The following is a 25,271-nucleotide window of genomic DNA, read 5'->3' as shown; positions in this document are numbered from 1 at the left end:
GCCCTCGTCTGGGGGGACAAGCTATGCAGAACGAGCGGTGGATGCCGTGGGGGGCGGGTTTGACGATCTTGCTGGCGGCGGTGCCGCTGGCAACCTCTGCCAGCTATTCCACGTTGCTTGGGGCGTTGACGCTACTGCCGCTGTGGTTGTTCGCCGCCTTTGCCTTGTCGATGGCGGTCACAATCCCCGCCATCCTCCGCATGATGTTGCAAGGCGTGCCGCACCCGATCGCAGTCTGCCGCGACTGGCTGGTGAAGGAACGTTCACGCCTGCTGACCCTCGTGATCGGAATCAGTTTGTGCGGGCTTAATATGATCACGTTCATGTGGGCCAAGCCGGTTCTCAATTATCTGGTGCCATTCTGGGCCGACCCGCTGCTGGCGGACATCGACCGCGCCCTATTCGGTTTCGATCCAGCTTTTTCCCCGGCCTTTCTCAACACGGACGGCTTTGCGCTTTTCTATCATCGGGGCTGATTTGCGATGATGATCGCCGTGTTGGTTCTGGTGCTGTTCCAGCCGCCATCCACCCGAAAGAACGCACTTCTCGCCACATACTTCCTGCTTTGGTCGATCGTCGGTCCGCTGGTGCATAGCCTGCTACCGGCGGGGGGCCCGATCTTCTACGAGCGACTTGGCTATGGTTCCCGTTTCGGCGGAGCGTCGGCCCCGCAGACGACAGAACTGGCCGACTATCTATGGCGGATCTACGACTCGACGACCTTCGGGCCGGGAGCCGGCATTTCGGCCATGCCCTCGCTTCACATCGCAACGACGGCGTGGGTCGTGTTGGCGGTCTGGCTATTCGCGCGCCGATGGGTCCTGCCGGCGGCGCTCGGGGGGCTGCTCATCTTCGTGCTCTCCGTGTCGCTCGGGTGGCACTACGCCGTCGACGGGTTGGTCGGCGGCGGTCTCATGCTAGGCTGCTATGCTCTTTGCCGGCGATGGTTTGGGAAAAGGGCGGTGGAAACAACCGGCGCCGCATCCTCGACCCAGCTGCCGCCGGTTTCTCTGAAAACTCAGTAGAGCTTCACTGCCTCGACCTTCTCGGCCCAGGCTGCCTCATCCCGCTTGGCCAACGCTTCGAGATCCGCTGCGGTCGAAGCCGCATCGTCGACCCATTCGCGCAGGCTCGTGCCGCCATTGATGACATCGATCGCCAACTTGTCGAACTCGTACTCATACGGGAAATCGCGCCACAACTCGTATTCTGGGTAAAGCCGGCGGATCGCCTTGAACGCCAGCGCCTGCAGTCGCCATGGACGAAACGCCTGGTGGTCGTAGAAACGGCCCTCGGCGTGGATCATGACGCCACTGCACAGTTGATGCACATGCTTGTGGAAGGTCGGCTCGAAGAACACCTCGCGCAATTTTGACCCTGCCAGCCACTCGGGCGCGATCCGCTCCATCTCGGCCAACACCGCCCGGGCATCCACGTCGGGGGCGCCGAACAGCACCTCCAGCGGGCGGGTGGTGCCCCTCCCCTCGCTTAGTGTCGCACCTTCCAGCATCACCGTTCCGGCATAGGTCCGGGCCATGTTGAGGTTGGCAGCGTTGGGACTGGGGTTGATCCAAACGCGATCCTGCGGCCAGCCGAAGCCCGGCGCTTCATCCGGCCGCCATCCCTGCATCTCGATCACGCGATAGTCGACGTGCAGGTTGAAGTGGCGGATGAACCAATGTCCCATCTCACCCATGGTCAGGCCGTGACGCATCACCATCGGCCCGGCACCGACGAAACTTTCCCAGCCGGGCTGGAGAAGCGTGCCCTCGACCGGGCGGCCCCCCGGGTTGGGGCGATCGAGCACCCAGACGGTCTTGCCATGTTCCGCCGCGGCCTCGAGCAGATAAAGCAGGGTCGTCACGAAGGTGTAGATGCGGCAGCCGAGGTCCTGCAGGTCGAACAGGAACACATCGGCCGTGCTCATCATTTGGCCGGTCGGACGGCGTACCTCACCGTACAGGCTGAACACCGGAATTCCGAGACGAGGATCAGTCTCGTCCGGCGTCTCCATCATATTGTCCTGCTTGTCGCCCTTCAGCCCGTGCTGGGGTCCAAAGGCGGCAGTGACGTTCACCCCGGCGGCGATGAGCGCATCGATGCTGTGGGTGAGGTCGGCAGTGACGCTTGCCGGATGGGCGAGCAGCGCGACCCGCTTGCCTTCCAGCGGGCGGCGCAGGTCAGGGTCTGCAAGCAGGCGATCGATACCGAAGAGGGTCATGCACGCTCGATTGGCGGCAGGGTCGCTGCGAAGCAAGCCCGATGGTGGAAGTCCGGCTTGCCGGGTGCATGTGCGAGTGCCCAATAGCTCTTGGTGCCGGAACGTTCCTCGACCACCGCGGAAAGACCGAACCGCCTTTGGCCTTCCAGATCGATGACCGCATCCAGAGCGAACCCCTCACCCGTCTCGTCAGCCTGAATTTCCGGATCAAGATCGAGATCTGCCGGCCGCATTCCCTCACGGTAGCTGGCGAAATCATAGGCGGCCCAGGCGCCGGAGGGCGAGAAATTATACTCGCGGTAGCCCTGCTCCGTTTCGACGAAAAATTCGAAGCAAGTGGAGCGCCAAAGACCGTCGGCGCGACCCTTTGGAAGTTCGGGCAACACGAGGTCCGAGGGGTCGGCATGCAGGTGATAGCTCAGCTCCGCACGGCCATCCTCCCACCGGTCTAGCCAGACTTCGATAGAGATCTCGGGGGTACCGGGTGGTGTGTCGGGGTGAGGAGTGAGAGCGACGCGCATCAGTCCGCGGCCCTGAGCTTGTCGAAGGTCTGCTCTCCATCTTGGACCGGTGCAGAGGAAGGGCAGTCCTTCGACAGGCTCAGGACGTCGGGCCCCTTAGTCTTGGCGAGGCGAGAGATGGCTTCGAAGTCGCCGCGGATCAGGGCCATCTTCGCCCGGCTCCACGCCTTAATCCTGTTCTCCATCCCTTTCGCGTCATCACGGGTCTGGAAGGACTCACTCCAAATCAGCTCCATAGGCTGATGATCAGCAGAGAAGCCCGGCATCAGTCCAGACCGATGTTCCGCAATTCTCCGGTCAAAATCCTCCGCATGTCCGGTGTAAAAATATCCACCTCGGCAATGAAGCATATCGGTCCAGAACATATTCGGTGTCTGACGGAAGGGCAGCCCTTCGACAAGCTCAGGGTAGCGGGTTAGAGGGTTGGGCATGAGCTCTTCCACGTTCAAATCCACCCTTCTCCGCACGCTCGAGGACCGCGGCTATCTCCATCAGCTGACCGATCCGAAGGCGCTGGACGCGCTGGCGGAAAGGGAAATCGTCATCGGCTACATCGGCTTCGACGCGACCGCGCCGAGCCTCCACGTCGGCAGCCTGGTCCAGATCATGCTCCTGCGCCGGCTGCAACAGGCCGGGCACAAGCCGATCGTGCTGATGGGTGGCGGGACCTCCAAGATCGGCGACCCCAGCTTCAAGGACGAGGCGCGCAAGCTGCTGACCGACGAACAGATCGCCGCCAACGTCGCCGGCATCAAACGCGTGTTCGAACGCTTCCTGACCTTCGGCGACGGTCCGACCGACGCAATGCTGGTCGACAATAGCGAATGGCTCGACCGCCTCGAATATATTCCCTTCCTGCGGGAGATCGGACAGCATTTCTCGGTCAATCGGATGCTGAGTTTCGATAGCGTCAAGCTGCGGCTGGACCGGGAGCAATCGCTCTCGTTTCTCGAGTTCAACTATATGATCCTTCAGGGCTACGACTTCCTGGAACTGTATCGCCGCACCGGCTGCCGGCTTCAGCTGGGCGGATCGGACCAATGGGGCAACATCGTCAACGGCGTCGACCTCACGCGCAGGGTTGCCGGCGTCGAGGTGTTCGGACTGACGACGCCCCTCGTCACCACCGCGGACGGCAGAAAGATGGGCAAGACGGAAAGCGGCGCCGTCTGGCTCAACTCGGACGGCCCTGAAGGGTATCGGCTAAGCGCCTACGATTATTGGCAATTCTGGCGCAACACGGCGGACGCGGATGTCGGCAAGTTCCTGCGCCGCTTCACCGACGTGCCGCTGGCCGACATCGCCCGGCTCGAAGCTGAGGAGGGTTCCGGCATCAACGCGGCGAAGATCGTGCTTGCGACGGAGGCGACCGCCCTGCTCCACGGCCGCGATGCCGCCGAGGCCGCTGCGGCAACCGCACGTGAAACTTTCGCAGGTGGCGGTGCGGGTGAGGATTTGCCGCGCCTGACAGTCCCGGCGGAAGGCCTCACCATCGTGCATGCGCTCACCGAACTGGGCTTCACCCCGTCCAACAAGGAAGCCCGCCGCAAGATCGCCGAAGGCTCGGTCAGGATCGACGACCAAGTGGTGAATGATCCTGGGCTGCTCGTGACCGTGGATGGTCAAGCGAAGCTGAGCCTGGGCAAGAAGAAGCACGGCCTGCTCATTTCAGCCTGAACGGAGCAGGTCCACCGCCTGGTCGCGTTCGAACAGGTACAGGCACAGGCGCGCCGCCTCGCCGCGCGGGCCTTTCAAACCGCCATCGCGATCAAGCAACAGGCGCGCATCATCGGTCGCAGCCGGTGCCAGTTCCGCCACCTGTTCTGGCGTCGCCAGCCGGAACGCGGCCTCACCGCTTTGCCGCGTGCCAAGGATCTCGCCCGGCCCCCGCAGCCTCAAATCCTCTTCGGCGATGCGGAAGCCGTCGCTGGTTTCCCGCATTAACGCCAGCCGTGCTCGCCCCGTCTCGCTAAGGGTCTGCCCACGGACCAGCAGGCAGGTGCTCTTGCCTTCGCCGCGCCCGACCCGTCCGCGCAATTGATGAAGCTGCGCGAGACCGAACCGCTCCGCACCCTCGATGATCATCAGCGTCGCGTTGGGAACGTCCACGCCCACCTCGATCACCGTCGTCGCGACAAGTATTGCCAGCTCGCCGCCGGCGAATGCCGCCATGACGGCATCCTTGTCCGCCCCCTTCATCCGCCCATGCACCAGCCCGACCTGGCCCGGGAAGCGCTGGCCCAGAATGGCCGCCCGCTCTTCCGCCGCGGCGGCGTCGCTGTTCTCGCTTTCCTCCACCAATGGGCAGACCCAATAGGCCTGGCCGTTCGCCCCGACATGCCGCGCTAGCCCCTCGATCACCTCTTCGAGCCGCTCGTCGGAGATGACCCGGGTCTCGACCGGGGTCCGGCCCGGGGGCATCTCGTCGATCCTGCTGACGTCCATCTCGCCATATTGGGTAAGCGTCAGGGTGCGGGGGATGGGGGTCGCGGTCATCACCAGCAGGTGCGGTGGCCGCTCGGCCTTGGCGCTCAGCAGCAACCGCTGCGACACGCCAAAGCGATGCTGCTCGTCGATCACAGCCAGCCCAAGGTTCCGATATCCGACCTTCTCCTGGAAGATGGCATGGGTGCCGATCAGGATATCGACGCTCCCGTCGGCCAGCCCCATCAAAACGCTGTCTCGCGGCCGTCCCTTCTCGCGCCCCGTCAGGATCGCCACGCGGACGCCGATGGGATCGAGCTGCCGGAGCAAGGTCGCATGGTGCTGCCGGGCAAGGATCTCCGTTGGCGCGAGCAAGGCGGCCTGCGCCCCCGCCTCCACCGCCTCCAGCATCGCCAGCAGCGCCACCAGCGTCTTGCCCGAGCCGACATCGCCCTGCAGCAGCCGCAACATGGGCGCCGCCTGCGCCATGTCGCCGCGGATCTCCTCCACCACCCGCCGCTGGGCGCCCGTCAGGTCGTAAGGTAGCTTGAGCCGCTCCCGAAGCCGGCCATCGCCTTGCAGCGGAACACCACGCTTGCGCCGGTTAACCTCTCGCAACAGCTGCAACGCCAGCTGGTTCGCGAAGATCTCGTCATAAGCGAGACGTGCCTTGGACCCATCCTCCGCCGGTTCCGTATGCGCTTTGTTGAGGCTCACCCGCCAAGGCAGCCAGTGTCGCTGCTCGATCACCGACGGCTCGATCCACTCCGGCAATTCCGGCGCGCGCTCCAGCGCCGCCGTAACCAACTCCCGCACCCGCTTGCTGGTCAGTCCCTCCGTCAACGGATACACCGCCTCGCGCAGCGAAAGCTCCGCATCTCTGGCGACCTCCAGAACCTCGGGATGAACCATCTGCCACTGATCGCCATAACGATCGAGGCGGCCGGACACGATTTTCTGCTCGCCCAGCGGCAACTGCTTCTTCGCCCAGCCCCCATGATTGAAGAAGGCGAGCGTGATGACGTTTCCGGCCTCGTCCGAAGAGAAGATGCGCGTCGGCCCTCGCCCTGCGGACGAACGCATTTCGAATGGGGTCACCCGCAAGATGACGTTCGATCCAAGCACCGCTTCGCTTGCGCCACCGACCCGGACCCGCTCGATGGTGCCGGTCGGCAAGTGGAACAGCAGGTCGATCAGCCTGGCGAGGCCCAAGCGGTGGAGCAAACGCGCGACCTGCGGTCCCACACCTTTCAGCGCCTCGACCTCGGTGAATAGCGGATTGAGCAACTCTGGACGCATCGTAGCCTGGATTGCCCCGTTGGTTCGCTCCTCGCAATGACGAAGAAACTTCACTATCTGCGCCGAATGCATCCAGAGGACGAACTGAAGCGCCTGCACTGGCGCGCCCACCACCGCGGAACCCGCGAGGCGGACATGATGATCGGTGGCTTCTTCGACCGTTATTCCGCATCCTGGAATTCCGAAGAGCGCTGCCTTTATGCCGAATTGCTCAATGAGCAGGACGTGGACATCATGGCTTGGGCGATCGGAACCCAGCCGGTCCCGGCGCGCTTCCAGGGCAAGCTGATGCAGGCCATGCAGCAACTCGACTACCTGCCAATTGCCCGGTGATGAGTGCTTGACCTTCAACGCATCCTGAATGCTGGCGAGCCGTTGACGCTCGCCGGCGTGCCGATCGGCTTCACGCCGTGGCTGTCGGCCGACTTGGCACGCGCGGCGCATGGCACCGGCAAAGGTGGCCGGGCGGTCATGATCGTGCCCGACGAAGCGGCGATGCGCTCACTGGCCGACACCGCCCTGGTGTTCGCGCCCGAGCTGCAGGTCATCACCTTTCCGGCGTGGGATTGCCTGCCTTATGACCGCGCCTCGCCCTCGCTGCGGGTGATGGCGGAACGCTTGGCCGGTCTGGAGGCGCTGCAGGGCAAGCGCGACGGCCCGCAGCTTCTGATAGCCACCGCCAACGCCGCGACGCAGCGTACGCTGACGCCCTTTCGTATTCGCCAGCTGACCCGCCGGCTGGCTCCGGGCGAGCGGGTCGATCGGGACCAGCTGATCACCTTGCTGAGCGCCAATGGCTACCAACGAACGGACGCCGTCGCCGATGCGGGCGACTTCGCGGTTCGCGGCAGCCTGATCGACCTGTTCCCGGCCGGCCAGAAACACGCCATCCGCCTCGACTTCTTCGGCGACGAGATCGAGACCATGCGCGCCTTCGATCCCGCCGATCAGCGGACCAGCGGCGCGGCCGAGGCCTTCACCCTCATGCCGGCGTCCGAGGCGCTCCTCGACGAAGACAGCATCAAGCGTTTCCGCACCCGCTACCGCGAGAAATTCGGCGGCAACGCTACCGGCGATCCCATCTATCAGGCGATCAGCGACGGCCGGCGCCTGGCAGGCATGGAGCATTGGCTTCCCTTGCTCGAGGACCGGCTCGGCACCCTGTTCGATCACCTTGGCGAGCATGACCTGATTGTCCGCGATGCAGGTGTCGATGGCGCGGTGGACGCTCGGTACGATTCAATTCACGACTATTTCGACAATCGCGAACGGGCGATGGTCGCTGAGCCGGGCAGCTACCGCCCGCTTGAGCCCAAGGCACTCTACTTGGGTCGCAAGGAATGGGACGAACAGCTTGCCGATCGGCCCATTCACCTCACCTCACATTTCCCGGAGCCGGAGAGCGAGCGCCTGATCGATTTCGGCGTTGCCCCCGCACGTGATTTCGCGCCGGAGCGGGCCAAGAACGAGAATATCTACGAAGCTGTCGTAGCCCATATCGGCAAGCTACGGAAAAGCGGACACAAGGTTGTGCTCGCTAGCTACACCGGCGGAGCGCGCGAACGGCTCGCCGGCTTGCTCAAGGACCACGGTCTTAGCAGCTTCAAGGGAGCGAGCAGCTGGCAAGAGGCGCTCGGGACCACCAGTCACGCCTCGCTGATCGTCCTCCCGCTGGATCACGGCTTCACTACGCTTGATGTCGCGGTGCTGACCGAGCAGGACATGCTGGGCGACCGGCTGGTCCGCCGCCGCAAGCGCAAGAAGAGTACCGACGCCTTCCTGTCCGAACTGGCGACGCTCACTCCCGGCGATTTGGTCGTGCACATGGAGCACGGCATCGGCCGCTACGAAGGCCTCACGCAGGTGCAGGTCGGCAAGGCCCCGCACGACTGCGTGGCGCTGGAATATGCCGGCGGTAATAAGCTCTACGTCCCGGTCGAGAACATCGACGTCCTGTCGCGCTACGGCTCGGGCGAGGAAGGCGTGACACTCGACCGGCTGGGCGGCGAGGCGTGGCAGCGGCGTAAGTCGCGGATGAAGGAGCGCATCCGCGAAATCGCGGGTGAGCTCATCAAGACTGCCGCCATTCGCGCGACCCGGGCTGGCGTGGTGGCCGAGCCCGACAGCGCCTACCCGGCCATGGTCGACCGCTTTCCTTATGAGGAAACGGACGATCAGCAGCGCGCAATCGGCGACGTGCTGGAAGATTTGGGCGCTGGCAAGCCGATGGACCGGCTGGTCTGCGGCGATGTGGGCTTCGGCAAGACGGAGGTCGCTCTGCGGGCGGCATTCGTAGCGGCGATGGCCGGCTATCAGGTTGCGCTGATCTGCCCGACCACTCTTCTTGCCCGTCAGCATTTCACCAACTTTCAAGAGCGCTTGAAGGGTTTCCCCATCGAGGTCGGCCGCCTGTCGCGGTTGGTATCCGCAGCTGAAGCCAAAAAGACTCGCGACGGGCTGGAGGCCGGACAGGTCGATATCGTCGTTGGCACCCACGCGCTGCTGTCGAAGTCGGTCAAGTTCAAGAAGCTCGGCCTCGTCATCGTTGATGAGGAGCAGCGCTTCGGCGTCACGCACAAGGAGCGGCTGAAGGCGTTGCGCACAGACGTCCACGTGCTGACACTGACCGCGACACCCATCCCGCGCACGCTGCAGATGGCCATGTCGGGACTGCGCGAGCTCTCGGTCATCCAGACCCCTCCGGTCGATCGTCTGGCGGTCCGAACCTATGTCACGCCGTGGGACCCGGTGGTGATCCGCGAAGCACTGCTGCGCGAGCATTTCCGCGGAGGGCAGACCTACTTCGTCGTGCCACGCGTGGCCGACTTGCCGGACATCGAGGAATGGCTGCGCGAGGAAGTGCCGGAGGTCAAAGCCGTCACCGCGCACGGGCAGATGAGCCCGACTGAGGTCGAGGAGCGGATGAGCGCCTTCTACGATCGCAAATATGACGTGTTGCTGTCCACGACCATTGTGGAGAGTGGCCTGGATATTCCCAGCGCCAACACCCTCATCATTCACCGCGCCGATCGTTTCGGGCTTGCCCAGCTATACCAGCTGCGCGGGCGGGTTGGCCGGTCGAAGACCCGCGCCTATGCGTACATGACGACGACCCCCGATCGGCAGATCACCGAAACGGCAGAAAAGCGGTTGCAGGTCCTTGCCAATCTCGACAGCCTCGGCGCGGGCTTTCAGCTCGCCAGCCACGACCTCGACATCCGCGGCGCTGGCAATCTGCTGGGCGACGAGCAATCGGGGCACATCAAGGAAGTCGGTTTCGAACTCTACCAGTCGATGCTGGAAGAGGCGATCATGGAGGTGAAGACCGGCAAATCCGACCGAGATGCGGAGTTCAATCCGCAAATCAATGTCGAGGCCGCGATCATGATTCCCGAGGATTATGTGCCCGACCTCGACCTTCGAATGGGCCTTTACCGCCGCCTGGGCGAACTGGACGAGAGCCGTCAGGTCGAGGAGTTCGCGGCCGAGATGATCGATCGCTTCGGGCCGTTGCCCGACGAAACGCAGAACCTGCTGCTGGTCGTCGAAACCAAGATCAATTGCCGTAGGGCTCGAGTGGCGAAAATGGATGTGGGCGCTCGCGGCGCCGTGGTGACCTTTGCCGACGGCGGCTTCCCGGACCTGGCCGGCCTGCTGAGCTATGTCGAACGGTTGAAGGGCACCGGCAAGTTGCGGCCCGACAGCAAGTTCGTGATCAGTCGCGACTGGCCAAGCCCGTCGGCGCGCCTGAATGGCGCACTGCAACTATCACGCGGCTTGGCCCGGGTGGTCATTGCAGGGGAGAAGAGCAAGACTCCCCAGGAGAAAGTGCCCGCCTAGAGGCGGGCGCACCGCGTCAGCATCGGCATCACGACAGGGCGCCGCTCATCGTTCGGCCAGAGTGCTGCCAGTTCGGCAAAGGCGGGCCGGGTCGTGTCTTCACCAAGCCGCTGAACGGCCGACCAGCTGCCCACGTACGCCTCGAGTTGCTCACGGGTCCAGCGAAGATGGATGGCGGAGGGGGTCAGTCGAACTTCTTCACCTGGAAATTCCAAGGTCCGGTAGGCGTCGATCAGCAGCCAATTCTGGGCGGCCCAATAGGGCGCAAGTGGCTTCAGCAAGCGAGCGCCAATCAGCGCGTCAACCTGCGGATCGACGTAAAACCAGTCGTACCCGATGGCCGCGAGCAAGCCGCCCGGACGGAGTACCCGCTTGGCCTCCGCGAAAAAACGGGGATGATCGAACCAGTGCAACGCCGTGGCGGCGAGGACGAGATCGCATGACGCATCAGAAAGAGAACAGCTTTCGGCCGGCTCCACCGCAAAGTTGATCCGCTCATGCGGCGCGGCCTCGCCAATTTGGCCGGCGCTGGGATCGGTGGCGTGGACGCGAGCGAAATGCTGGGCGAGCATCGCCGCAGCCTGCCCGTTTCCGCAACCAACGTCCCAAGCCAGCTCGCGCGAAGGCGCGAGCGTGGCGAGCTCGGCGATCAGGCTCTCCGGATAAGTCGGGCGGGCAGCAGCGTAGAGCTTCGCATGACCGGAAAAATGGTCAGGGAAGCTTGCGCTCAAGGCTAGGCCGCGTCGCCTTTCTTGGCTTTTTCAGCATAGACCCGGACCGGCTCCTTGCGGCCTTCGACGACATCCTTGTCGACGTGGACCTCGTCGACCCCATCCATGCTGGGAAGATCGAACATGGTGTCGAGCAGGATCGCCTCGAGAATCGAGCGGAGACCGCGGGCACCGGTCCTGCGCTCGATCGCCTTGCGAGCTACGGCCGAAAGGGCGTCCTCGGTGAAGTCGAGCTCGACATCCTCCATGTCAAAGAGCTTGGCATACTGCTTCACCAACGCGTTCTTCGGCTCGACCAGGATCTTGACCAACGCGGCCTCGTCCAGATCTTCCAGGGTGGCAATGACCGGCAGACGACCGATGAATTCGGGGATGAGGCCGAACTTCAGCAGATCCTCTGGCTCGCAATTCTTGAGCACCTGTCCGGTCTTGCGCTCATCCGGGCCGGCGACGTGCGCGCCGAAGCCGATCGACTTACCCTGCAGGCGATCGCCGATGATCTTCTCGAGACCTGCGAACGCGCCGCCGCAGATGAACAGGATGTTGGTCGTGTCGACCTGCAGGAATTCCTGCTGCGGATGCTTGCGCCCACCCTGCGGCGGAACGGAGGCGGTCGTGCCTTCCATCAGCTTCAGCAGCGCCTGTTGCACGCCCTCGCCGGATACGTCGCGCGTGATGGACGGATTGTCGGACTTCCGGCTGATCTTGTCGATCTCGTCGATGTAGACGATCCCGCGCTGCGCCTTTTCGACATTGTAGTCGGACGCCTGGAGCAGCTTCAGGATGATGTTCTCGACATCCTCACCGACGTAACCGGCCTCCGTCAGCGTGGTCGCATCGGCCATGGTGAACGGCACGTCGAGAATGCGCGCAAGGGTTTGCGCCAGCAGCGTCTTGCCACAGCCGGTCGGGCCGATCAGCAGGATGTTCGACTTGGCGAGCTCGACTTCGGTGCCGGTCTTGGCGCCGTGGTTGAGGCGCTTGTAATGGTTGTGAACCGCGACCGAGAGCACACGCTTGGCGCGGTTCTGGCCGATCACATAATCGTCCAGCACCTTGCAGATTTCGGCCGGCGTCGGAACGCCGTCGCGAGTCTTCACCAGCGCCGACTTCGATTCCTCGCGGATGATGTCGTTACACAGCTCGACGCATTCGTCGCAGATGAACACGGTCGGGCCGGCGATCAGCTTCCTGACCTCGTGCTGCGACTTGCCGCAGAAGCTGCAGTAAAGCGTGCTTTTACTGTCGCCGCCGGAAAGCTTGGTCATATTCGTCCTTGTCCGCGGGGCCGCTCAAAGCCCCTGTAGCGAGCCGATGCTAGCCCGCTTTCTGTCATTATCAAACTCTCATCAGGGTTAACGCGTTGCCGCCCCCTGAAAACTTCTCCGCGAATATGGAGGCTCGACGAGGCCCTCACAAGGCCAAGCTGTTGACCTTACGAGCCTTAACGAAGAGTCGGGCAGGCGATCTTATCGCGTTCAACTTGGACAAGTTGGACGCTACGTCCCCTTCCTGCTTCCCTCCCCGCCGAGCAACCAGGGGTATGCTGATACGAAGGGAGGGGCAATTCTATCGTCATGGTCATCGGCTTACCCCGCATGCGGCCATGTAGGCCAGTTATTTGCCAACCGTTCGCCTATCGCGTCCTGACGGTTGGCGGCGTTGCCGGATCAAGCTTCCCCAACAAGTCCGCCAAATCCGGGTCCCCGACCATCCGGACGGCATCGACGAGGCTCACCCACAAGCGTTGCCGTTGGCCCCGTTCCTTCCAGCGGCGGAGTTCCTTTCGCACGTGCAACGGATAAACGGCCGCTTCCATCGGACGCTCGCCGCCAGGTACCCGCTTCACGTACCGAAACGAGCCCACACAGATGCGCCCGATTTGCCCACGAACGCCCGACTCCTCCTCGGCTTCGATTTCCGCCGCGCGGTGATCCGTCAGTCCGATCATCCGGCTGCCCTTCGGAATCAGCCAGCGGCCGGTTTCCCGCGAGGTAATGAGGAGCACCTCGATTTGACCATGCGGACCCCAGCGCCAGGGCAGAGCGGCAACCTGGCGTTTGAGCGACGACTCGCCCGGCTCGTAACGCTGACGTTCGGCGCGGCGGAGCAGGCCAGCCTTTTTGGTGCCGCCCTGCTCCTTCACCCGATCAAGCCGGGGTCGAGTCGCTGGTCTGTCCGCTGAGGCCTTCGAAATCGCTGGCTTCAGGCCGCTTTTCAAATACCTCGTCGATCAGGCCGAACTCCTTGGCCTCGTCTGCCTCGAGGAATTTGTCGCGGTCCATCGCCTTCTCGATCTCCTCGATCGGCTGGCCGGTGTACTTGGCGTACAGCGAGTTGAGCCGCGTGCGCATGCGCAGGATTTCACGCGCCTGGATCTCGATATCCGACGCCATGCCCTGTGCGCCGCCCGACGGCTGGTGAACCATGATCCGGCTGTTGGTCAGCGCAACGCGCATGCCGGGCTCGCCCGCCGCCAGCAAAAAGCTTCCCATCGACGCCGCCTGGCCGATGCAGACCGTGCCGACCCGCGGCCGGATGTACTGCATGGTGTCATGGATCGCGAGACCCGCGGTGACCACGCCGCCGGGGGAATTGATGTACATGAAAATGTCCTTCTTCGGGTTCTCGGACTCGAGGAAGAGCAGCTGGGCGGTGATGAGCGAGGACATGTGGTCCTCGATCGGGCCGGTGATGAAGACGATTCGCTCCCGCAGCAGCCGCGAATAAATGTCGAAGCTGCGCTCGCCCCGGTTGGACTGCTCGATAACGATCGGAACGAGGGCGGAGACGATGTCCTGATGATCCATGGGATGCACTTAGGTCCTTTGGTTGGTGTGGCGCCTACATCGGGCGGTTCGCGCAAAGGTTCAAGCGCCGCCCGCTTGCATAAGAAAAGGGCGGCCCACCCCGGGACCGCCCCTTCCCCCTCACCCGCAAAGGTGACCGATTACATTTTCACCGTGGCCCGGGCGTACAGGTAACGTCCCGGAATATCGTAGGTCGTCGGGTCGAAGCCGTTGACGTCACAGGTGAAACAGGCCGGAGCCTTGGTTTTGAAGATATTGTTGGCGCCAAGCGCAAAGCCGAAACGGTCGTTGTCGATGTTTTGGAAGCGCAGCTGCACATCCGTGTAGAACTTGCTGCCGAGCTTGTTCAAGGCCGGGTCGTTCAATTCCCGAACGCTCTTGATGTAGCGTCCGGTAATCGAGGCGCCAAACATTCCGAGATCCCAATCGAGGATGCCGGTCGACTTCCACTTCGGATAAGCCTGCGAGGGACTCCCCACCTCGCCACCTTCACGGCTGAGCACTTGCACCCCGTCAGTGGTCGGAAGAATGAGGTCCCAGTTGCGCAGAAAGCTGTTGACCCAGGTCAAACCAAACCGACCGAGTTTGGTGGCGGGTGAGCGGTAGGTGGCGTTGAAATCGATGCCCTTGGTCTTGATCGCGGCGACGTTTTCCAGCGTCGCATCAATGCGGGCCACTTCACCGCCACCGCGGCTGACCCGGGCGCAGGCCTGCGGGTCGTTGTTGTAGACGCAGTTGTACAGAGTCGTCTGCGCCGGAAAGGCCTGGATCGCACCGTTGATCCGAATGCGATACCAATTCATCTCCAGCGACAGTCCGCGAAGATAGGCAGGGCTGTAGACCACACCGAGATTGAGGCTCTTGCTCTTCTCGGGTTTCAGGTTCTGATTACCCGCGGTGATGACCGGCAGCTGATCGTCCGGCTGCGAAGTCGATCCGGCGGGAGCGCCCTGCAAGGCGCAGTTTGCCGCCACCGTCGCATCGTTGGTGATGTTGCGGTCCAGCGCGCTGTTGATCGAGCAAGGATCGTCGATCGCCGCATCGAATCGGCTTTGTGTGCCGAACAGCTCGCCGATCGACGGCGCCCGCAAGCCCTGGGCCCACGAGGCGCGCAGCCGCAAATCGCGGATGGGCTTCCAGTTGATGCCCGCCTTGAACGTCGTGTCGGCGCCGGACGTCGAATAGTCCGACACCCGGGCCGCGCCGCTCAGCTCCAACAGCTCGGCCAAGGGCACGCCGCTGAGCAGTGGCGCACTGAGTTCCACATAGGCCTCCTTGACGTCGTATCCGCCTTTGGTCGGAAGCGCCGGAATGTCCGAGCTGAATCCGGCGGCAACCACCGGATCCGGATCGAAGCGGCCCTTGAGGTCCCGATATTCGACGCCGACCGCTACACCCAGCGGGCCGCCAGGCAGATCGAATAGGCTACCCGTGATGTTGCCGGTGACGTCCCATTGCTTCTGTTCGCTGCTGTCATTCTGTTCGAAGCCGACGAAGTTCAGCATTGCATCGGTGATCGTCCCGGCCCCACCGAAGATGTTGAATGGGACGCATTCGCCCGTGCACAGACCGACGGGGCCGAGGGCCTGCGCCAACCGCTGGGAATTGATATTGCCGAGCATGGTCTGCTTGGCCTTGTTGCGGCCGTAGCTGCCGTTGACGTCCCAGAACCAGTCGCGACCGCCCAGGTTGAAGCGGCCGTCGAGCGTCGCCACGCCGTACAGGGTCCGCACATCCTGGTTGTACCGGCGCGGCCCGAGTTCGAGGACGCGGCGGCGGATCACGATGTAATTGCTCTCGTCCAGCGTGACTCCGAAAGGATTGAACGGGTTGGTCGCGTCGATGTCGATGGTGTCGAGCAAATTATTGTTGCCCGCGCCCTGACCGATCAGCAGTGGCAGCGGCGCCGCCTGATTCTTCGATTCGCGGCGGTTCCAGACCAGCTTGCCCGAGAGGTTGATCGTGTCGTTGAGCTTGTGGTGAACGTTAACGAAGGCACCATAGCGGCGGACTGGTGTCTGGATGAAGTTGAATTGCGCGAAGTTGAAGGTATCGGCCAGTTCGAAATTACGAAAGTCGCTGGCGGGATCGTCGGGATCGAGCGGATTGAACACCGGCCGACCGGAGGGGTCGGTGATCGGGCCGCGGAGGGTCAGGTCCTCGCCGAACACCCGGAAGCGGCCGAGCGGGACCGTGCCGGAGCAACCCCCGTCGAGGCAGCTGTTCGAATATGGGCTCGGGAAGGCCGAGATCGCCCGGTCGCGCGACCGCACGCCTTTTTGGTCAACATAGTTGCCGCCGATCACGATCTTGGTCGGGCCATCACCGCCATTGCCCCAGCTGAGCTGATAGTTCTGTGTGAGGCCGTCGCCGGCCGTGTAGCTGCCGATCTGCGCCGCGCCCACGAAGCCTCGCTGACGCTGCTTGGTGATGATGTTCACCACGCCCCCGATCGCGTCGGATCCATAGATCGCGGAGGCGCCGTCCTGTAGTACCTCGATCCGCTCGATCATGCTGTCGGGAATGGAGTTGAGGTCGGTGGAGCCCGGGATGCCGGATGCCGATGCGCCATTTACGTAGCGCAGGCCGTCGACCAGCACGAGCACCCGCTTGGAACCGAGATAACGCAGGTCAATCTCAGCCGAGCCCGCGCCGACGCCGCCACCGTCCGGCGGGTTGCCGAGGTTGCCGCTGTTGTTGAATTTGCTGTTGTTGCCGCCACCGGCGCTCGGAAGGCGTTGCAACACGTCGTTGACGGAGTTGAGGCCGGTCCTGGCGATATCCTCACCATCGACGAAGACGATCGGCGCGTCCTGGCTGAGCGGATCGCGGCGGATGCGGGACCCGGTCACCACCACCTCGGTCGGGGTTCCCTCCTCTGCCGCTGGTCCGGCCGGCGATTGAGCGGCATCGTCGGGTGGCAGGGTGGACTGGGCAGCGGCAGGAGCGCTCCACCCGGCCGCCATGACCATCAAAGCTGCGGATGCTTGCAACGACGCGCGCGTAATCGCCATGATCGATTTCCCCCTGCAATAACCGTCGCGCAAGAGCGGCCGGCCAACAGGGAAGCTACGCTGCTATTTGCGTTAATCCACCCCCGTAACGATTATAATGGGTAATTAACGCGGGGTGTGTCTTTGCGGCGAATCACGGCGCCGGATGGGCGAGGTAAGCCAGCCGCCTCACCTCGCGGCGACCGCGCGTTACGGTATCGAGGATGAGGCCGGCGAAGAAGCACAGGGTGGCGATCACGACCAGGCCGGTCGCAAGGATCGCTGTCGGGAAACGCGGCACGAGACCGGTATCGAGATAAGTCAGGACCAGCGGAATGGACAGGAGAAGAGCCGCGATCAGCAATCCGGCTCCGATCGTGCCGAAGAACAGCACGGGTCGCTCGATCCGGTACAGGGTAACGATGGTCTTCAGGATCCGCCAGCCGTCACGATAAGTGGACAGCTTGGAGGTCGAACCCTTTGGCCGGGCGAAATAGGTGGTGAGCTGCTCGCCGACCGGCATCCTGAGTTCGAGCGCATGCACGCTCATCTCCGTTTCGATCTCGAACCCGGACGAGAGCACTGGGAAGCTCTTCACGAAGCGTCGCGAAAACACGCGGTAACCGCTGAAAATGTCGGTGAAGCTGCGCCCGAACAGGCCAGCGAGCAGGCCGGTGAACAGCTTGTTCCCGAGGACGTGGCCGCCGCGATAGGCTTCCTTGGCCTCGTGCTGCCGGGTGCCAACCACCATGTCGAGTTGCTCGGCAAGCAGGGCATCGACCATCGCGGGCGCCGACTTGGGGTCGTAGGTCAGGTCGCCGTCGGCCATGATGTAGACGTCTGCATCGATGTCCGCGAACATCCGGCGGACGACATGACCCTTGCCCTGCTGGCGCTCCGTCCGGACGATCGCGCCGGCTTCCCGCGCGATCGCGACGGTGCGGTCACGGCTGTTGTTGTCGTAGACGTAGACGGTTGCGGCGGGCAGCGCGGCGCGGAAGCCGGCCACCGTTTGCGCGATGGCGGCTTCCTCGTTGTAGCAGGGCAGCAGCACCGCGATGCGCGGTTGCGTGGTCGACATCTTCTAACCCCCGTCACCCCCGCGAAGGCGGGGGTCCATCTCCTAAAGTGTTGCCCGTTGCGAGGGCAAGAGATGGATGAAACCAATGGGGCACTTCGACCCCGCCTTCGGGAGTGACGGTGAAGCTTACGCGTCCGTTTTTTTTGCCTTCTTGGCGGCAGGCTTCTTGCCGGCGCCGTCCTTGACCGGCTCGGCCGGTTGCGGCGCGTCGGCTTCCGCGTCGACCGCGCCCTTAGCCGGCTTGGCTGCCTTCGCCTTCTTGGCCGCGGGCTTCACTTCCGCTGCGGTCTCGACAGCCTCTGCGGCAGGCGTTTCTTCAGCGGGATCGGCCTTCTTGCCCTTGCTCTTTTTGGCAGCGGGCTTTGCTTCGGCGGCATGATCATGTCCGCAGCCGGGACCGTGGACATGGCCTTCCTCGCTCTCGAGGTCGGCCTCAATCTCCGCGCGGGTCGCGGCGCGATCGGTAATCTCGGCCTTTTCGAACAGGAAGTCGACGACCTTGTCCTCGTACAACGGCGCGCGCAGCTGGGCTGCGGCCATCGGTTCGCGCTGGATGAACTGGACGAACTTTTCGCGGTCGGCCGGCTGATACTGCTGCGCGGCCTGCGCGATCAGCCGCTGCATCTCCTGCTGCGAAACCTCGACGCCGTTGGCCGCGCCGATTTCCGACAGGAGAAGGCCAAGGCGAACGCGGCGCTCGGCGATCTTGCGGTAGTCGTCGCTCTCGCTCTTGATTTCGGCCATCGCCGCCTCGGGATCGGCTTCGTGGCTCGCCTCATGCTCCAATTGCTGCATGATGTTGGCGAACTCGGCCTCGACCATCGACGGCGGCACTTCGAACTGATGCGCGTCGGCCAGCTGGTCGAGCAAGCGGCGCTTCATGTGCGTGCGCGTCAGACCGTTGAGTTCCTGGCTCTGCTGGTCGCGGAGCAAACCCTTCAATTGCTCCAGATCCTGCAGGCCGAGCGACTTTGCGAACTCGTCGTCCAGACTGACCTCGCCGGCCGTCTTCACCGACTTCACCTTGATGTCGAAAGTGGCGTCCTTGCCCTTGAGGTTCTCGGACGGATAATCGCCCGGGAACGTGACGTTAAGGGTCTTCTCATCGCCGACCTTCACGCCGATCATCTGATCCTCGAAACCGGGGATCAGCGTGCCGGAGCCGAGCTCGACCGCCATGTCGGTGCCGGTGCCGCCTTCGAACGCTTCGCCGTCGACCTTGCCGACGAAGTCGATCACGACCTGGTCGCCCTGAGCCGCGGCGCGTCCGTCCTCGGCATCACGCCAGCGCTTCTGGCTGCCGGAAAGCTGCTGCAACTGCTCGTCGACCTTGCTTTCGTCGACCTCGAGGGTGAGGCGCTCAAGCTTCAGCTTGTCGATCTGCGGGGTCGGCACGTCTGGCAGCGTTTCGAGGCTGACCGACACCTCGGCATCGCTGCCCGGCTTATAGTCGTCGGCCAGCGAAACTTCCGGCTGCATCGCCGGGCGCAGCCTGTTCTCGCCCAACAGCTTCTGCACGCTTTCCTGCACCGTCGCGTTGAGCGCGTCGGCGTGGAGTGATTCCCCGTGCATCTTGCGGATCAGGTTGGCCGGGACCTTTCCGGGACGGAAACCGGGCATGCGGACCTGGGGCGCGATGCGCTTCACTTCCTGGTCGACCCGGGCGTCGATGTCCTTGGCCGGAATGGTCAGCTTGTAAGCCCGCTTCAGGCCCTGGTTCTCAGTCTCGACGCTCTGCATTTTCTTGTCACAATCCCGTGGTCTGGTGGCCCGCAAGGCAAACGGATGGTGCGCGCGGAGGGACTCGAACCCCCACATCTTTCGACAACAGGACCTAAACCTGCCGCGTCTACCAATTCCGCCACGCGCGCGCGGACCGATGAAGGCTGCGCGCCTATAGCAAGGATGGGCGTTGGAGCAAGACGCGCCGGGCAGAGCAACCGGACGGTGCGATCAGTCGTTGGCGGTTTCAAAGGAGTACCCGACGATGCAGCAACTGCCACCCTTTCCCGACGATGCCCCCGGCTTCGAACCCGGCAACCCGGCGCCGGGCACCGAACCCGCCCAGCCGAGCCGGCCTGGACAGCCATCCGAGGCACCGTCGGAGGAACCGGTGACTCAGCCGGACATCGACGTGCCCGCGCCGGCAAGTCCGGGCAACGATCCCTCCCCCACGCCGATTTCTCCGGTGGCCTGATGGCGACCCGCCCTCCCGAACCCGAAGTGCCGCCGGCCGAGCCGGGCGAACCCGATCCGCCGCCGCCGGCCGATCCGGTCACAGTCTGACTACCAGCGTTCGGCGCGGCCGATCAGGCGGTCGATCGCCTCCGCGGCGATAAAGCCGATGGCCGCGCCGGCGATCACGTCCGTCACATAATGCTTGGAGCGCAGCACCTGCGCCGACGACGTTGCCGCCGCCAGCCCAAGCCAAAGATGATGGCTGCCGGGATAATGGCGTCCCAGCGCCCGCGCCACGGCAACCGCTCCGGCAGTGTGGCCGGAGGGAAAACTGTTGAAATCGCTTTCGAACCGTTCTCCCTTGCTCAGCTCATAGTGGCCGCGTTCGGCGGCGACGGTCGGCCGGGTACGGTCGACCATGCGCTTGACGATGCCGCGCAGGGCCGTCGCGAGCAGATGCGAGGCGAGGGTCCGAGTCCCGGCGCGAAAGGTGCGCTCGTCCCGGGCAAAAAGGCCCGTCGCGATGATCGCGGCCGAGGCAGCATAGATGGGTTCCTGATCGGTCAGGTCGCTGATGGCGCCAATGGCCCGCACCAGCCCATGCTCCGCGACCGGCAACAGCACATCCGCCACGGCGGCATCCGCATCTTCCAGCGGAGTCTTCGAGTCGACGGGCGGATGCGAGGCTTGAGTCATGCCGCCACAACCTGCGGCACGAGGCGCTGTTCCTGCGGCGGTCAGCGCCGGCGCTGGGCGGAGGTCACGATCGCCTCGAAATCAGGCAGCGCGCTGGGGTAATAATGCGAACGCGCGGCATCCAGCATGATCAGATACAACTTGCCGTCGATCACCGCGCCGACCGCGCGGCCCTTTCGCCACAGCTCGTCACCGTCGAGATGTTCGAAATCATACTGAAAGCCAGGCGCGCCGAGAAACGGGCGGGGCGTCAGCGACAAGGTGCGCCAGTCGACCGCCCCGCCCTCGACCCGATACAGCGTTTCCAGCATCGAGGCGACCTCCGGCGCGGTCATGTTCGCGCGGAACTTGGGCACCTGCCGATCGGCCTTGCGCTCCTGCCGGATGATCCGCTTGTCGTCGCGCAACCCCGAAATGAAGGTGATCCCGTCGAGGTAGGGACCGTTCAGCGTCCAGTCCTCGACCTCGCGAATGTCGAACAGGCCGCGATTGTTGGTGCGGTTCCACTCACGCGGCGCGACCACGCTCATTACGCCCCCGCCGACATTGATATTGCGCGCCGGTCGAACCAGCGAATAGGCCCCGAAGCCGCCATAACCACCGCCGACCGACGAACAGGCCGACAGGGCCAACATCGAGCCGGCAGTCATTGCAAGAACGAGACGCTTCACCCCTGGCCTCCCTAACCGACAAGCATCTGGCGCACGAAGGGCGCATCCGGTGCATTGGGCGCCAGACTAAGGTAGCGCTTCAAGGCCTGGCGACCTTCGGCGGGACGCCCGCCTTTCATCAGATAGATCCCATGCCAGCGCCAGGCATCGGGAGGCGCATCGGGAAAGCCAACCGCGGCCGCGTAGCTCAGAGCGGCGCGCTCATGGAACTGGGGGCTGTTGCGGAGACGCAGCGATTCGCCTTCATGAAAGCGCAGCAGACCGTTCCACCCGTCGCGGGCCAGGGTCTGGATCACATATTGCGTGGCGCCGGCGTCGTTCAGCTTCACCTGATCGTCGAGCAAGGTTGGTCGGATCGAGCCAATCGCCGCAAGATAGCGTTCGCGCCCGCGATCATAATATCGGCCCGGCAAGGTCAGCTCGGTGGCGGAGGCGCGAAGATCCGTCATTCGCGTGCGGGGGGCGGGGTGGGTCGAGAAGATCGAATAGCCGCGGTTCGGTCGCTTGCGCCGAACCTTGGCCGACAGCTCGATCTCGCCGATCAGCTGTTCCCAGGTTTCCGCCATCGACAGGGGCGGATAGCCAGCCTCGGCGATAAGCTTGACGCCCAGCGCGTCGGACTCCGCCTCGAGCTGGCGATTGTAGCGCAGCAGGGTGAGAATGGTGCCGAGCTGCGCCAGCTGCGCGAGATCACCGGTATAGACCCCGGCGGCGCCACCGGCGAGCCCACCGACCATTGCCGCAAGGCTGAGCACGTCCGTCCGCCGCCGCATGTCGCGATACTGGCGAATCTGATGCTTCAGCAGGAAGTGGGAGCTTTCATGCGCGACCACCCCGGCCAGCTGCGCTTCGTCGCGCATGCGCAGCAGCAGACCGGTGAAAATGACGGTGAAGCCGGTCGGAAACATCACTGCGTTGAATTCGGGGATCCGCGCCAGATAGATCCGCATGTCGGAGGCCGCCGGGCCGCCGACCTTGCCGATCAGACCCTTCAAATACTGGTTGAGGCTGTCGTCCTTGACCAGGAGGTTGGAGCCGGCGACCTCCTCTTCGACCCGCTCCATCTGCTGCCACAGGCCCAGCTCGTCCCGGTCGGTCGGTCGATAACCGCGTCCGATCAGCGGCTGCAGGGAGGACGGCGGAATGCGCGCCTCGGCGATGCCGGTGACCGATGCGGCGGCGACCGCTCCCCCGCCAACAAGGAGGCGCCGACGATCCAGCGGAGCGATCACGAGCGGGCTTTCTGCGCGCGGCGGATGTCCTTGCCCGGCTTCATCCGGCCGAGCAGGCGGTCCACCATCTGGGCTGCCCCTTCGGGCGTGCGGATGTCGCCCATCTTGATCCCGGCGATCTGGCTGCCGGCCTGCAGCACGTTAAACCAAACCACCTCACCGGTGCGCAGATCGACGAGGCTGGCGTAGGCAAACTGCCCTGCCCCGCCGATGTTGGGCGCGCAGAAGCCGACGAAGCATCCGGCGATGCCGAGCACCTGCAAGGCGACCCGCCCGCCGCTTGCGAAACTGTCCTCGGCATGCATGAAGAGCGCGTAGTCGTATCCGGTCCGGCGGCCGAACTCGATCGCGTCCCGGCCGAGCGTGTATTCCAGCTCGCGCCGGCGCTTGGTTGGCAGATTGTAACCGAGATATTTGTGCAGGGCGACCGATTGGCTGACCGCCGCATTCAGCCGCTCCAGTTCGGCGACCTGCTCGGCCGAAACACCGCTGATCGAGTTTCGCCGCTCCATGATCAGGGTCTGGCCGCCTCGCCCCGCCTGCTGCGCGCGAAGCGCGGTGACGACGTTTTCGCGGGCCTGCTCGGTCCAGTCGGCACGCGGCTCGGGCAGGCCGCCAGTGGTGATGGAACTGACCTGCACGTCGGGTCGCAGGACGAGCAGCTTGTAGTCGCCCTGCGGCGGAGCAAACTGGAGATCGGCAAACTGCCGGGTTTGAACACAACCGCTGGTCGCGACCGACGCGGCGACAGCGGCCAGGATAAGCGAACGACGCATGCCCCACGTCCTTGCATACAAAAGTGACCAGCCGCTCCCTCACGGGAACAAAAAGCCACAACACTTCAACAGCTTAGCTAGAATAAAGAGCTAAGGTTTGAAAGCTTGCCGGGAGATGAATGGATAGGCAAGCGTGGAATGAGGCTTGTCAGCGGCAGCGCGTTCCTGCCGCTCCATCGAGGCAGCGGCCGTCGACAGTGGCGCGATCGACCGGCAGCCCGATCATTGCCGCAAGGGTGGGAAGGATGTCGACCGTGTCGACCGGAGCGCTCGGTGCCGCAGCCGGCGCGCCCTTGCGCCAGAAGATCACGGGCACGCGGCGATCATAATCCCACGGGCTTCCATGTGTTGCGACATAGCCCGTGGATGGGCGCGCAATCGGGCTGACATATTCCTTCAACACGACATACAGGTCGCCCGATCGACGCGGGTCGAATGCCGCGCGGACCCGCTGGATGACGCTCCATCGGTCCGGGCGCCCGGCCGGTAACGGAGTACGGGCTAGCTGTTCCGCCGTGAAGACGTCGTGGACCTGGGGATGGGCCTTGTAGCGCGCCACCGCGGCGGCGAGGACGCGGGGCCGGTCGGCTGCGGGAAGGCTGCGATCCAGCCAGATGTCCGCGCCGATCCCCTCACCCAGAAGGACCGGCGTGGTGCGGCCGAATTGGGGCGCGAGCAGCTTGCCGACCTCGCCGGCCGCAAGCCCGGGGTCGGCTCGAACCGCTGACCCGACGCCCTGTTCGCGAAGCCGCTCGGGAATATCCATCGCGCCATGATCGGCCGACAGAACGACCGCATAATCGACCCCTGTCGCGTCCATCCGGGCGAGAAAATCGCCGAGTTCCCGGTCGAGAGCAAGCAGTTGCAGACACATCTCTTGTCCACCGGTGCCATAGCTGTGGCCGACATAATCGGTGGCGGACAGGCCGATCGAGAGAACATCCGTGGCGGCTCCGCGTCCCAGCGCGAACTCCTGTGCGAGGGCGGCGGATGCGGCCAGCACGGCTCCGTCAAATTGCGGATGAGCGCGCGCGAAGCGGGCATCACCGGCCGCCCGGGACAGGGTGCCGGCGCCCACCGTCAAGGTCGGCGAGACCTGATAGGCGCGCGACTTTGCGGCGCAAAGCGGCGGCGGGGTCAGCGGGGGCTGGGCCGTCGCAAGCGTTTGGGCGAACACGGTGTTGAGTGCGGCAATCGATCGGGATGCCGCCTGCACGGGCAGGTCCGACGTCCACGCCTTGCCGTTCCAGTACCAGCGTCCGTCGACTGCACGGCCGCTCATCATCACGGCTGCCCGGTCCTTGCCGGCGATCGCGTAATTGCGGCTTGCGCGATTGGCTTGCTTCAACCGGTCGCCGAGGGTGGAAACGCGCAGGTGTTCCGGGCTGACGGTGTAGTTGGTGAAGGTCGAACCCGGAACGCGCTCGTCCTCGGCGCAGTAGATATTCTTGTCGGCGCGAGCGGCCCCCTGGTCGATCCAGCTATTGGCCACGATGCCGGTCGCAGCCGGGTGGCGGCCGGTCAGCAGGGTCGAATGGCCGGGGCAAGTCTCCGTCGCGGCGTGGCTTTGGTAGCCGTTGACGAACACGGTGCCTTCGCGAGCCAGCCGGGCGAAGCCGCCGCGAAAATGCGGCCGGTAAGCTTCGAACAGCTCGGACGACAGCTGGTCGACGGAAATGGCGACGATCAGCCTGGGCGAATTGGGCGATTGGGCTGCAGCGGGGCTCGCGATGAGCGCGGCGGCGAGAATCACGGGAGTACGCATTGCAGGAGCCTCATTGTGCCCCCACGACGGCGG

Annotated in this window: 22 protein-coding genes and 1 tRNA gene; 6 read left to right on the top strand and 17 right to left on the bottom strand. The window is 64.2% G+C overall.

The annotated features are described in order from the left end of the window. Positions 1-41 precede the first annotated feature (41 nt). Entirely contained in the window at positions 42-476 is a 435-nt protein-coding gene (locus AC4GYS_RS09015; protein WP_491108748.1) for a hypothetical protein, read from the top strand. Positions 477-485: 9 nt separating this feature from the next. After that, positions 486-1,025, top strand: a complete 540-nt coding sequence (locus tag AC4GYS_RS09010; protein WP_491108747.1) for a phosphatase PAP2 family protein — start codon at positions 486-488, stop codon at positions 1,023-1,025. Here the strand turns inward: AC4GYS_RS09010 and AC4GYS_RS09005 are convergent. From AC4GYS_RS09005 to AC4GYS_RS08995, 3 genes are read right to left on the bottom strand one after another with little or no spacing between them, the layout of a single operon-like run. After that, positions 1,019-2,221, bottom strand: a complete 1,203-nt coding sequence (locus tag AC4GYS_RS09005) for an exo-beta-N-acetylmuramidase NamZ family protein (RefSeq protein ID WP_491108746.1) — start codon at positions 2,219-2,221, stop codon at positions 1,019-1,021. The two genes, AC4GYS_RS09010 and AC4GYS_RS09005, sit on opposite strands and share 7 nt — an antisense overlap. Next, positions 2,218-2,742 carry a DOMON-like domain-containing protein gene (locus AC4GYS_RS09000; RefSeq protein ID WP_491108745.1) on the bottom strand — a complete coding sequence of 175 codons (525 nt, stop codon included), beginning with the start codon at positions 2,740-2,742 and terminating at the stop codon, positions 2,218-2,220. Before AC4GYS_RS09000 ends, AC4GYS_RS09005 begins: the two co-directional genes overlap by 4 nt. Further along, on the bottom strand, positions 2,742-3,107 hold the full coding sequence (locus AC4GYS_RS08995; RefSeq protein WP_491108744.1) for a GIY-YIG nuclease family protein: 366 nt from the start codon (positions 3,105-3,107) through the stop codon (positions 2,742-2,744). Before AC4GYS_RS08995 ends, AC4GYS_RS09000 begins: the two co-directional genes overlap by 1 nt. Before the next feature lie 64 nt (positions 3,108-3,171). On the opposite strand from AC4GYS_RS08995, the gene tyrS reads away from it, so the two are divergent. Continuing rightward, positions 3,172-4,419 carry a tyrosine--tRNA ligase gene (gene tyrS / locus AC4GYS_RS08990; protein ID WP_491108743.1) on the top strand — a complete coding sequence of 416 codons (1,248 nt, stop codon included), beginning with the start codon at positions 3,172-3,174 and terminating at the stop codon, positions 4,417-4,419. On the opposite strand, the gene recG is transcribed toward tyrS, so the two are convergent. Beyond that, positions 4,411-6,465, bottom strand: a complete 2,055-nt coding sequence (gene recG / locus AC4GYS_RS08985) for an ATP-dependent DNA helicase RecG (protein WP_491108742.1) — start codon at positions 6,463-6,465, stop codon at positions 4,411-4,413. The two genes, tyrS and recG, sit on opposite strands and share 9 nt — an antisense overlap. Before the next feature lie 66 nt (positions 6,466-6,531). Here recG and AC4GYS_RS08980 point away from each other — a divergent pair, with 66 nt between their 5' ends. Both AC4GYS_RS08980 and mfd read left to right on the top strand, forming a co-directional pair. Further along, a complete protein-coding gene (locus tag AC4GYS_RS08980; protein ID WP_491109392.1) occupies positions 6,532-6,798 on the top strand; it encodes an FAD assembly factor SdhE in 267 nt (88 codons plus the stop codon). Positions 6,799-6,801: 3 nt separating this feature from the next. Further along, positions 6,802-10,305: a transcription-repair coupling factor gene (gene mfd / locus AC4GYS_RS08975; protein WP_491108741.1), complete on the top strand. Its 3,504-nt coding sequence runs from the start codon at positions 6,802-6,804 to the stop codon at positions 10,303-10,305. Here mfd and AC4GYS_RS08970 read toward each other — a convergent pair. The 8 genes from AC4GYS_RS08970 to AC4GYS_RS08935 form a co-directional block, all read right to left on the bottom strand. Next, positions 10,302-11,036 carry a class I SAM-dependent methyltransferase gene (locus tag AC4GYS_RS08970; RefSeq protein ID WP_491108740.1) on the bottom strand — a complete coding sequence of 245 codons (735 nt, stop codon included), beginning with the start codon at positions 11,034-11,036 and terminating at the stop codon, positions 10,302-10,304. The genes mfd and AC4GYS_RS08970 overlap by 4 nt on opposite strands. A gap of 2 nt (positions 11,037-11,038) precedes the next feature. Continuing rightward, positions 11,039-12,304 (bottom strand): ATP-dependent Clp protease ATP-binding subunit ClpX, encoded by a 1,266-nt coding sequence (gene clpX, locus AC4GYS_RS08965; RefSeq protein WP_491108739.1) that lies wholly within the window; start codon positions 12,302-12,304, stop codon positions 11,039-11,041. 368 nt (positions 12,305-12,672) lie between these two features. Further along, positions 12,673-13,182, bottom strand: a complete 510-nt coding sequence (locus AC4GYS_RS08960; RefSeq protein ID WP_491108738.1) for an NUDIX hydrolase — start codon at positions 13,180-13,182, stop codon at positions 12,673-12,675. 4 nt (positions 13,183-13,186) lie between these two features. After that, the gene (clpP, locus tag AC4GYS_RS08955; protein ID WP_491108737.1) at positions 13,187-13,846 is read right to left on the bottom strand and encodes an ATP-dependent Clp endopeptidase proteolytic subunit ClpP; all 660 of its coding nucleotides are present in this window, start codon (positions 13,844-13,846) and stop codon (positions 13,187-13,189) included. Positions 13,847-13,986: 140 nt separating this feature from the next. Continuing rightward, complete coding sequence (locus AC4GYS_RS08950) at positions 13,987-16,860, bottom strand: TonB-dependent receptor (protein WP_491108736.1); 2,874 nt, start codon at positions 16,858-16,860, stop codon at positions 13,987-13,989. 133 nt (positions 16,861-16,993) lie between these two features. Then, complete coding sequence (locus tag AC4GYS_RS08945) at positions 16,994-17,920, bottom strand: glycosyltransferase family 2 protein (RefSeq protein WP_491108735.1); 927 nt, start codon at positions 17,918-17,920, stop codon at positions 16,994-16,996. A gap of 126 nt (positions 17,921-18,046) precedes the next feature. Further along, complete coding sequence (tig, locus tag AC4GYS_RS08940) at positions 18,047-19,660, bottom strand: trigger factor (protein ID WP_491108734.1); 1,614 nt, start codon at positions 19,658-19,660, stop codon at positions 18,047-18,049. Between the two features lie 46 nt (positions 19,661-19,706). Then, positions 19,707-19,791 (bottom strand) — tRNA-Leu (locus AC4GYS_RS08935). A 116-nt stretch (positions 19,792-19,907) separates the two neighbouring features. Here AC4GYS_RS08935 and AC4GYS_RS08930 point away from each other — a divergent pair. Beyond that, complete coding sequence (locus AC4GYS_RS08930; RefSeq protein ID WP_491108733.1) at positions 19,908-20,117, top strand: hypothetical protein; 210 nt, start codon at positions 19,908-19,910, stop codon at positions 20,115-20,117. Positions 20,118-20,206: 89 nt separating this feature from the next. Here AC4GYS_RS08930 and AC4GYS_RS08925 read toward each other — a convergent pair whose 3' ends face one another. The 5 genes from AC4GYS_RS08925 to AC4GYS_RS08905 all read right to left on the bottom strand — a co-directional run bounded on the left by AC4GYS_RS08925 (position 20,207) and on the right by AC4GYS_RS08905 (position 25,238). After that, positions 20,207-20,794: a phosphatase PAP2 family protein gene (locus AC4GYS_RS08925; protein ID WP_491108732.1), complete on the bottom strand. Its 588-nt coding sequence runs from the start codon at positions 20,792-20,794 to the stop codon at positions 20,207-20,209. A 41-nt stretch (positions 20,795-20,835) separates the two neighbouring features. Continuing rightward, positions 20,836-21,465: a hypothetical protein gene (locus AC4GYS_RS08920; protein ID WP_491108731.1), complete on the bottom strand. Its 630-nt coding sequence runs from the start codon at positions 21,463-21,465 to the stop codon at positions 20,836-20,838. Between the two features lie 11 nt (positions 21,466-21,476). Beyond that, complete coding sequence (locus AC4GYS_RS08915; protein WP_491108730.1) at positions 21,477-22,697, bottom strand: M48 family metallopeptidase; 1,221 nt, start codon at positions 22,695-22,697, stop codon at positions 21,477-21,479. Beyond that, positions 22,694-23,473: a hypothetical protein gene (locus AC4GYS_RS08910; RefSeq protein ID WP_491108729.1), complete on the bottom strand. Its 780-nt coding sequence runs from the start codon at positions 23,471-23,473 to the stop codon at positions 22,694-22,696. The genes AC4GYS_RS08915 and AC4GYS_RS08910 overlap by 4 nt, the downstream gene beginning before the upstream one ends. A gap of 148 nt (positions 23,474-23,621) precedes the next feature. After that, positions 23,622-25,238, bottom strand: a complete 1,617-nt coding sequence (locus AC4GYS_RS08905) for an alkaline phosphatase family protein (protein ID WP_491108728.1) — start codon at positions 25,236-25,238, stop codon at positions 23,622-23,624. Positions 25,239-25,271: the final 33 nt, after the last annotated feature.

The organism is Sphingomonas sp. SP1 (genome assembly GCF_058313395.1).
The sequence above is the reverse complement of the archived record's forward strand: the minus strand, read 5'-3'. Positions and strand labels throughout refer to the sequence as shown.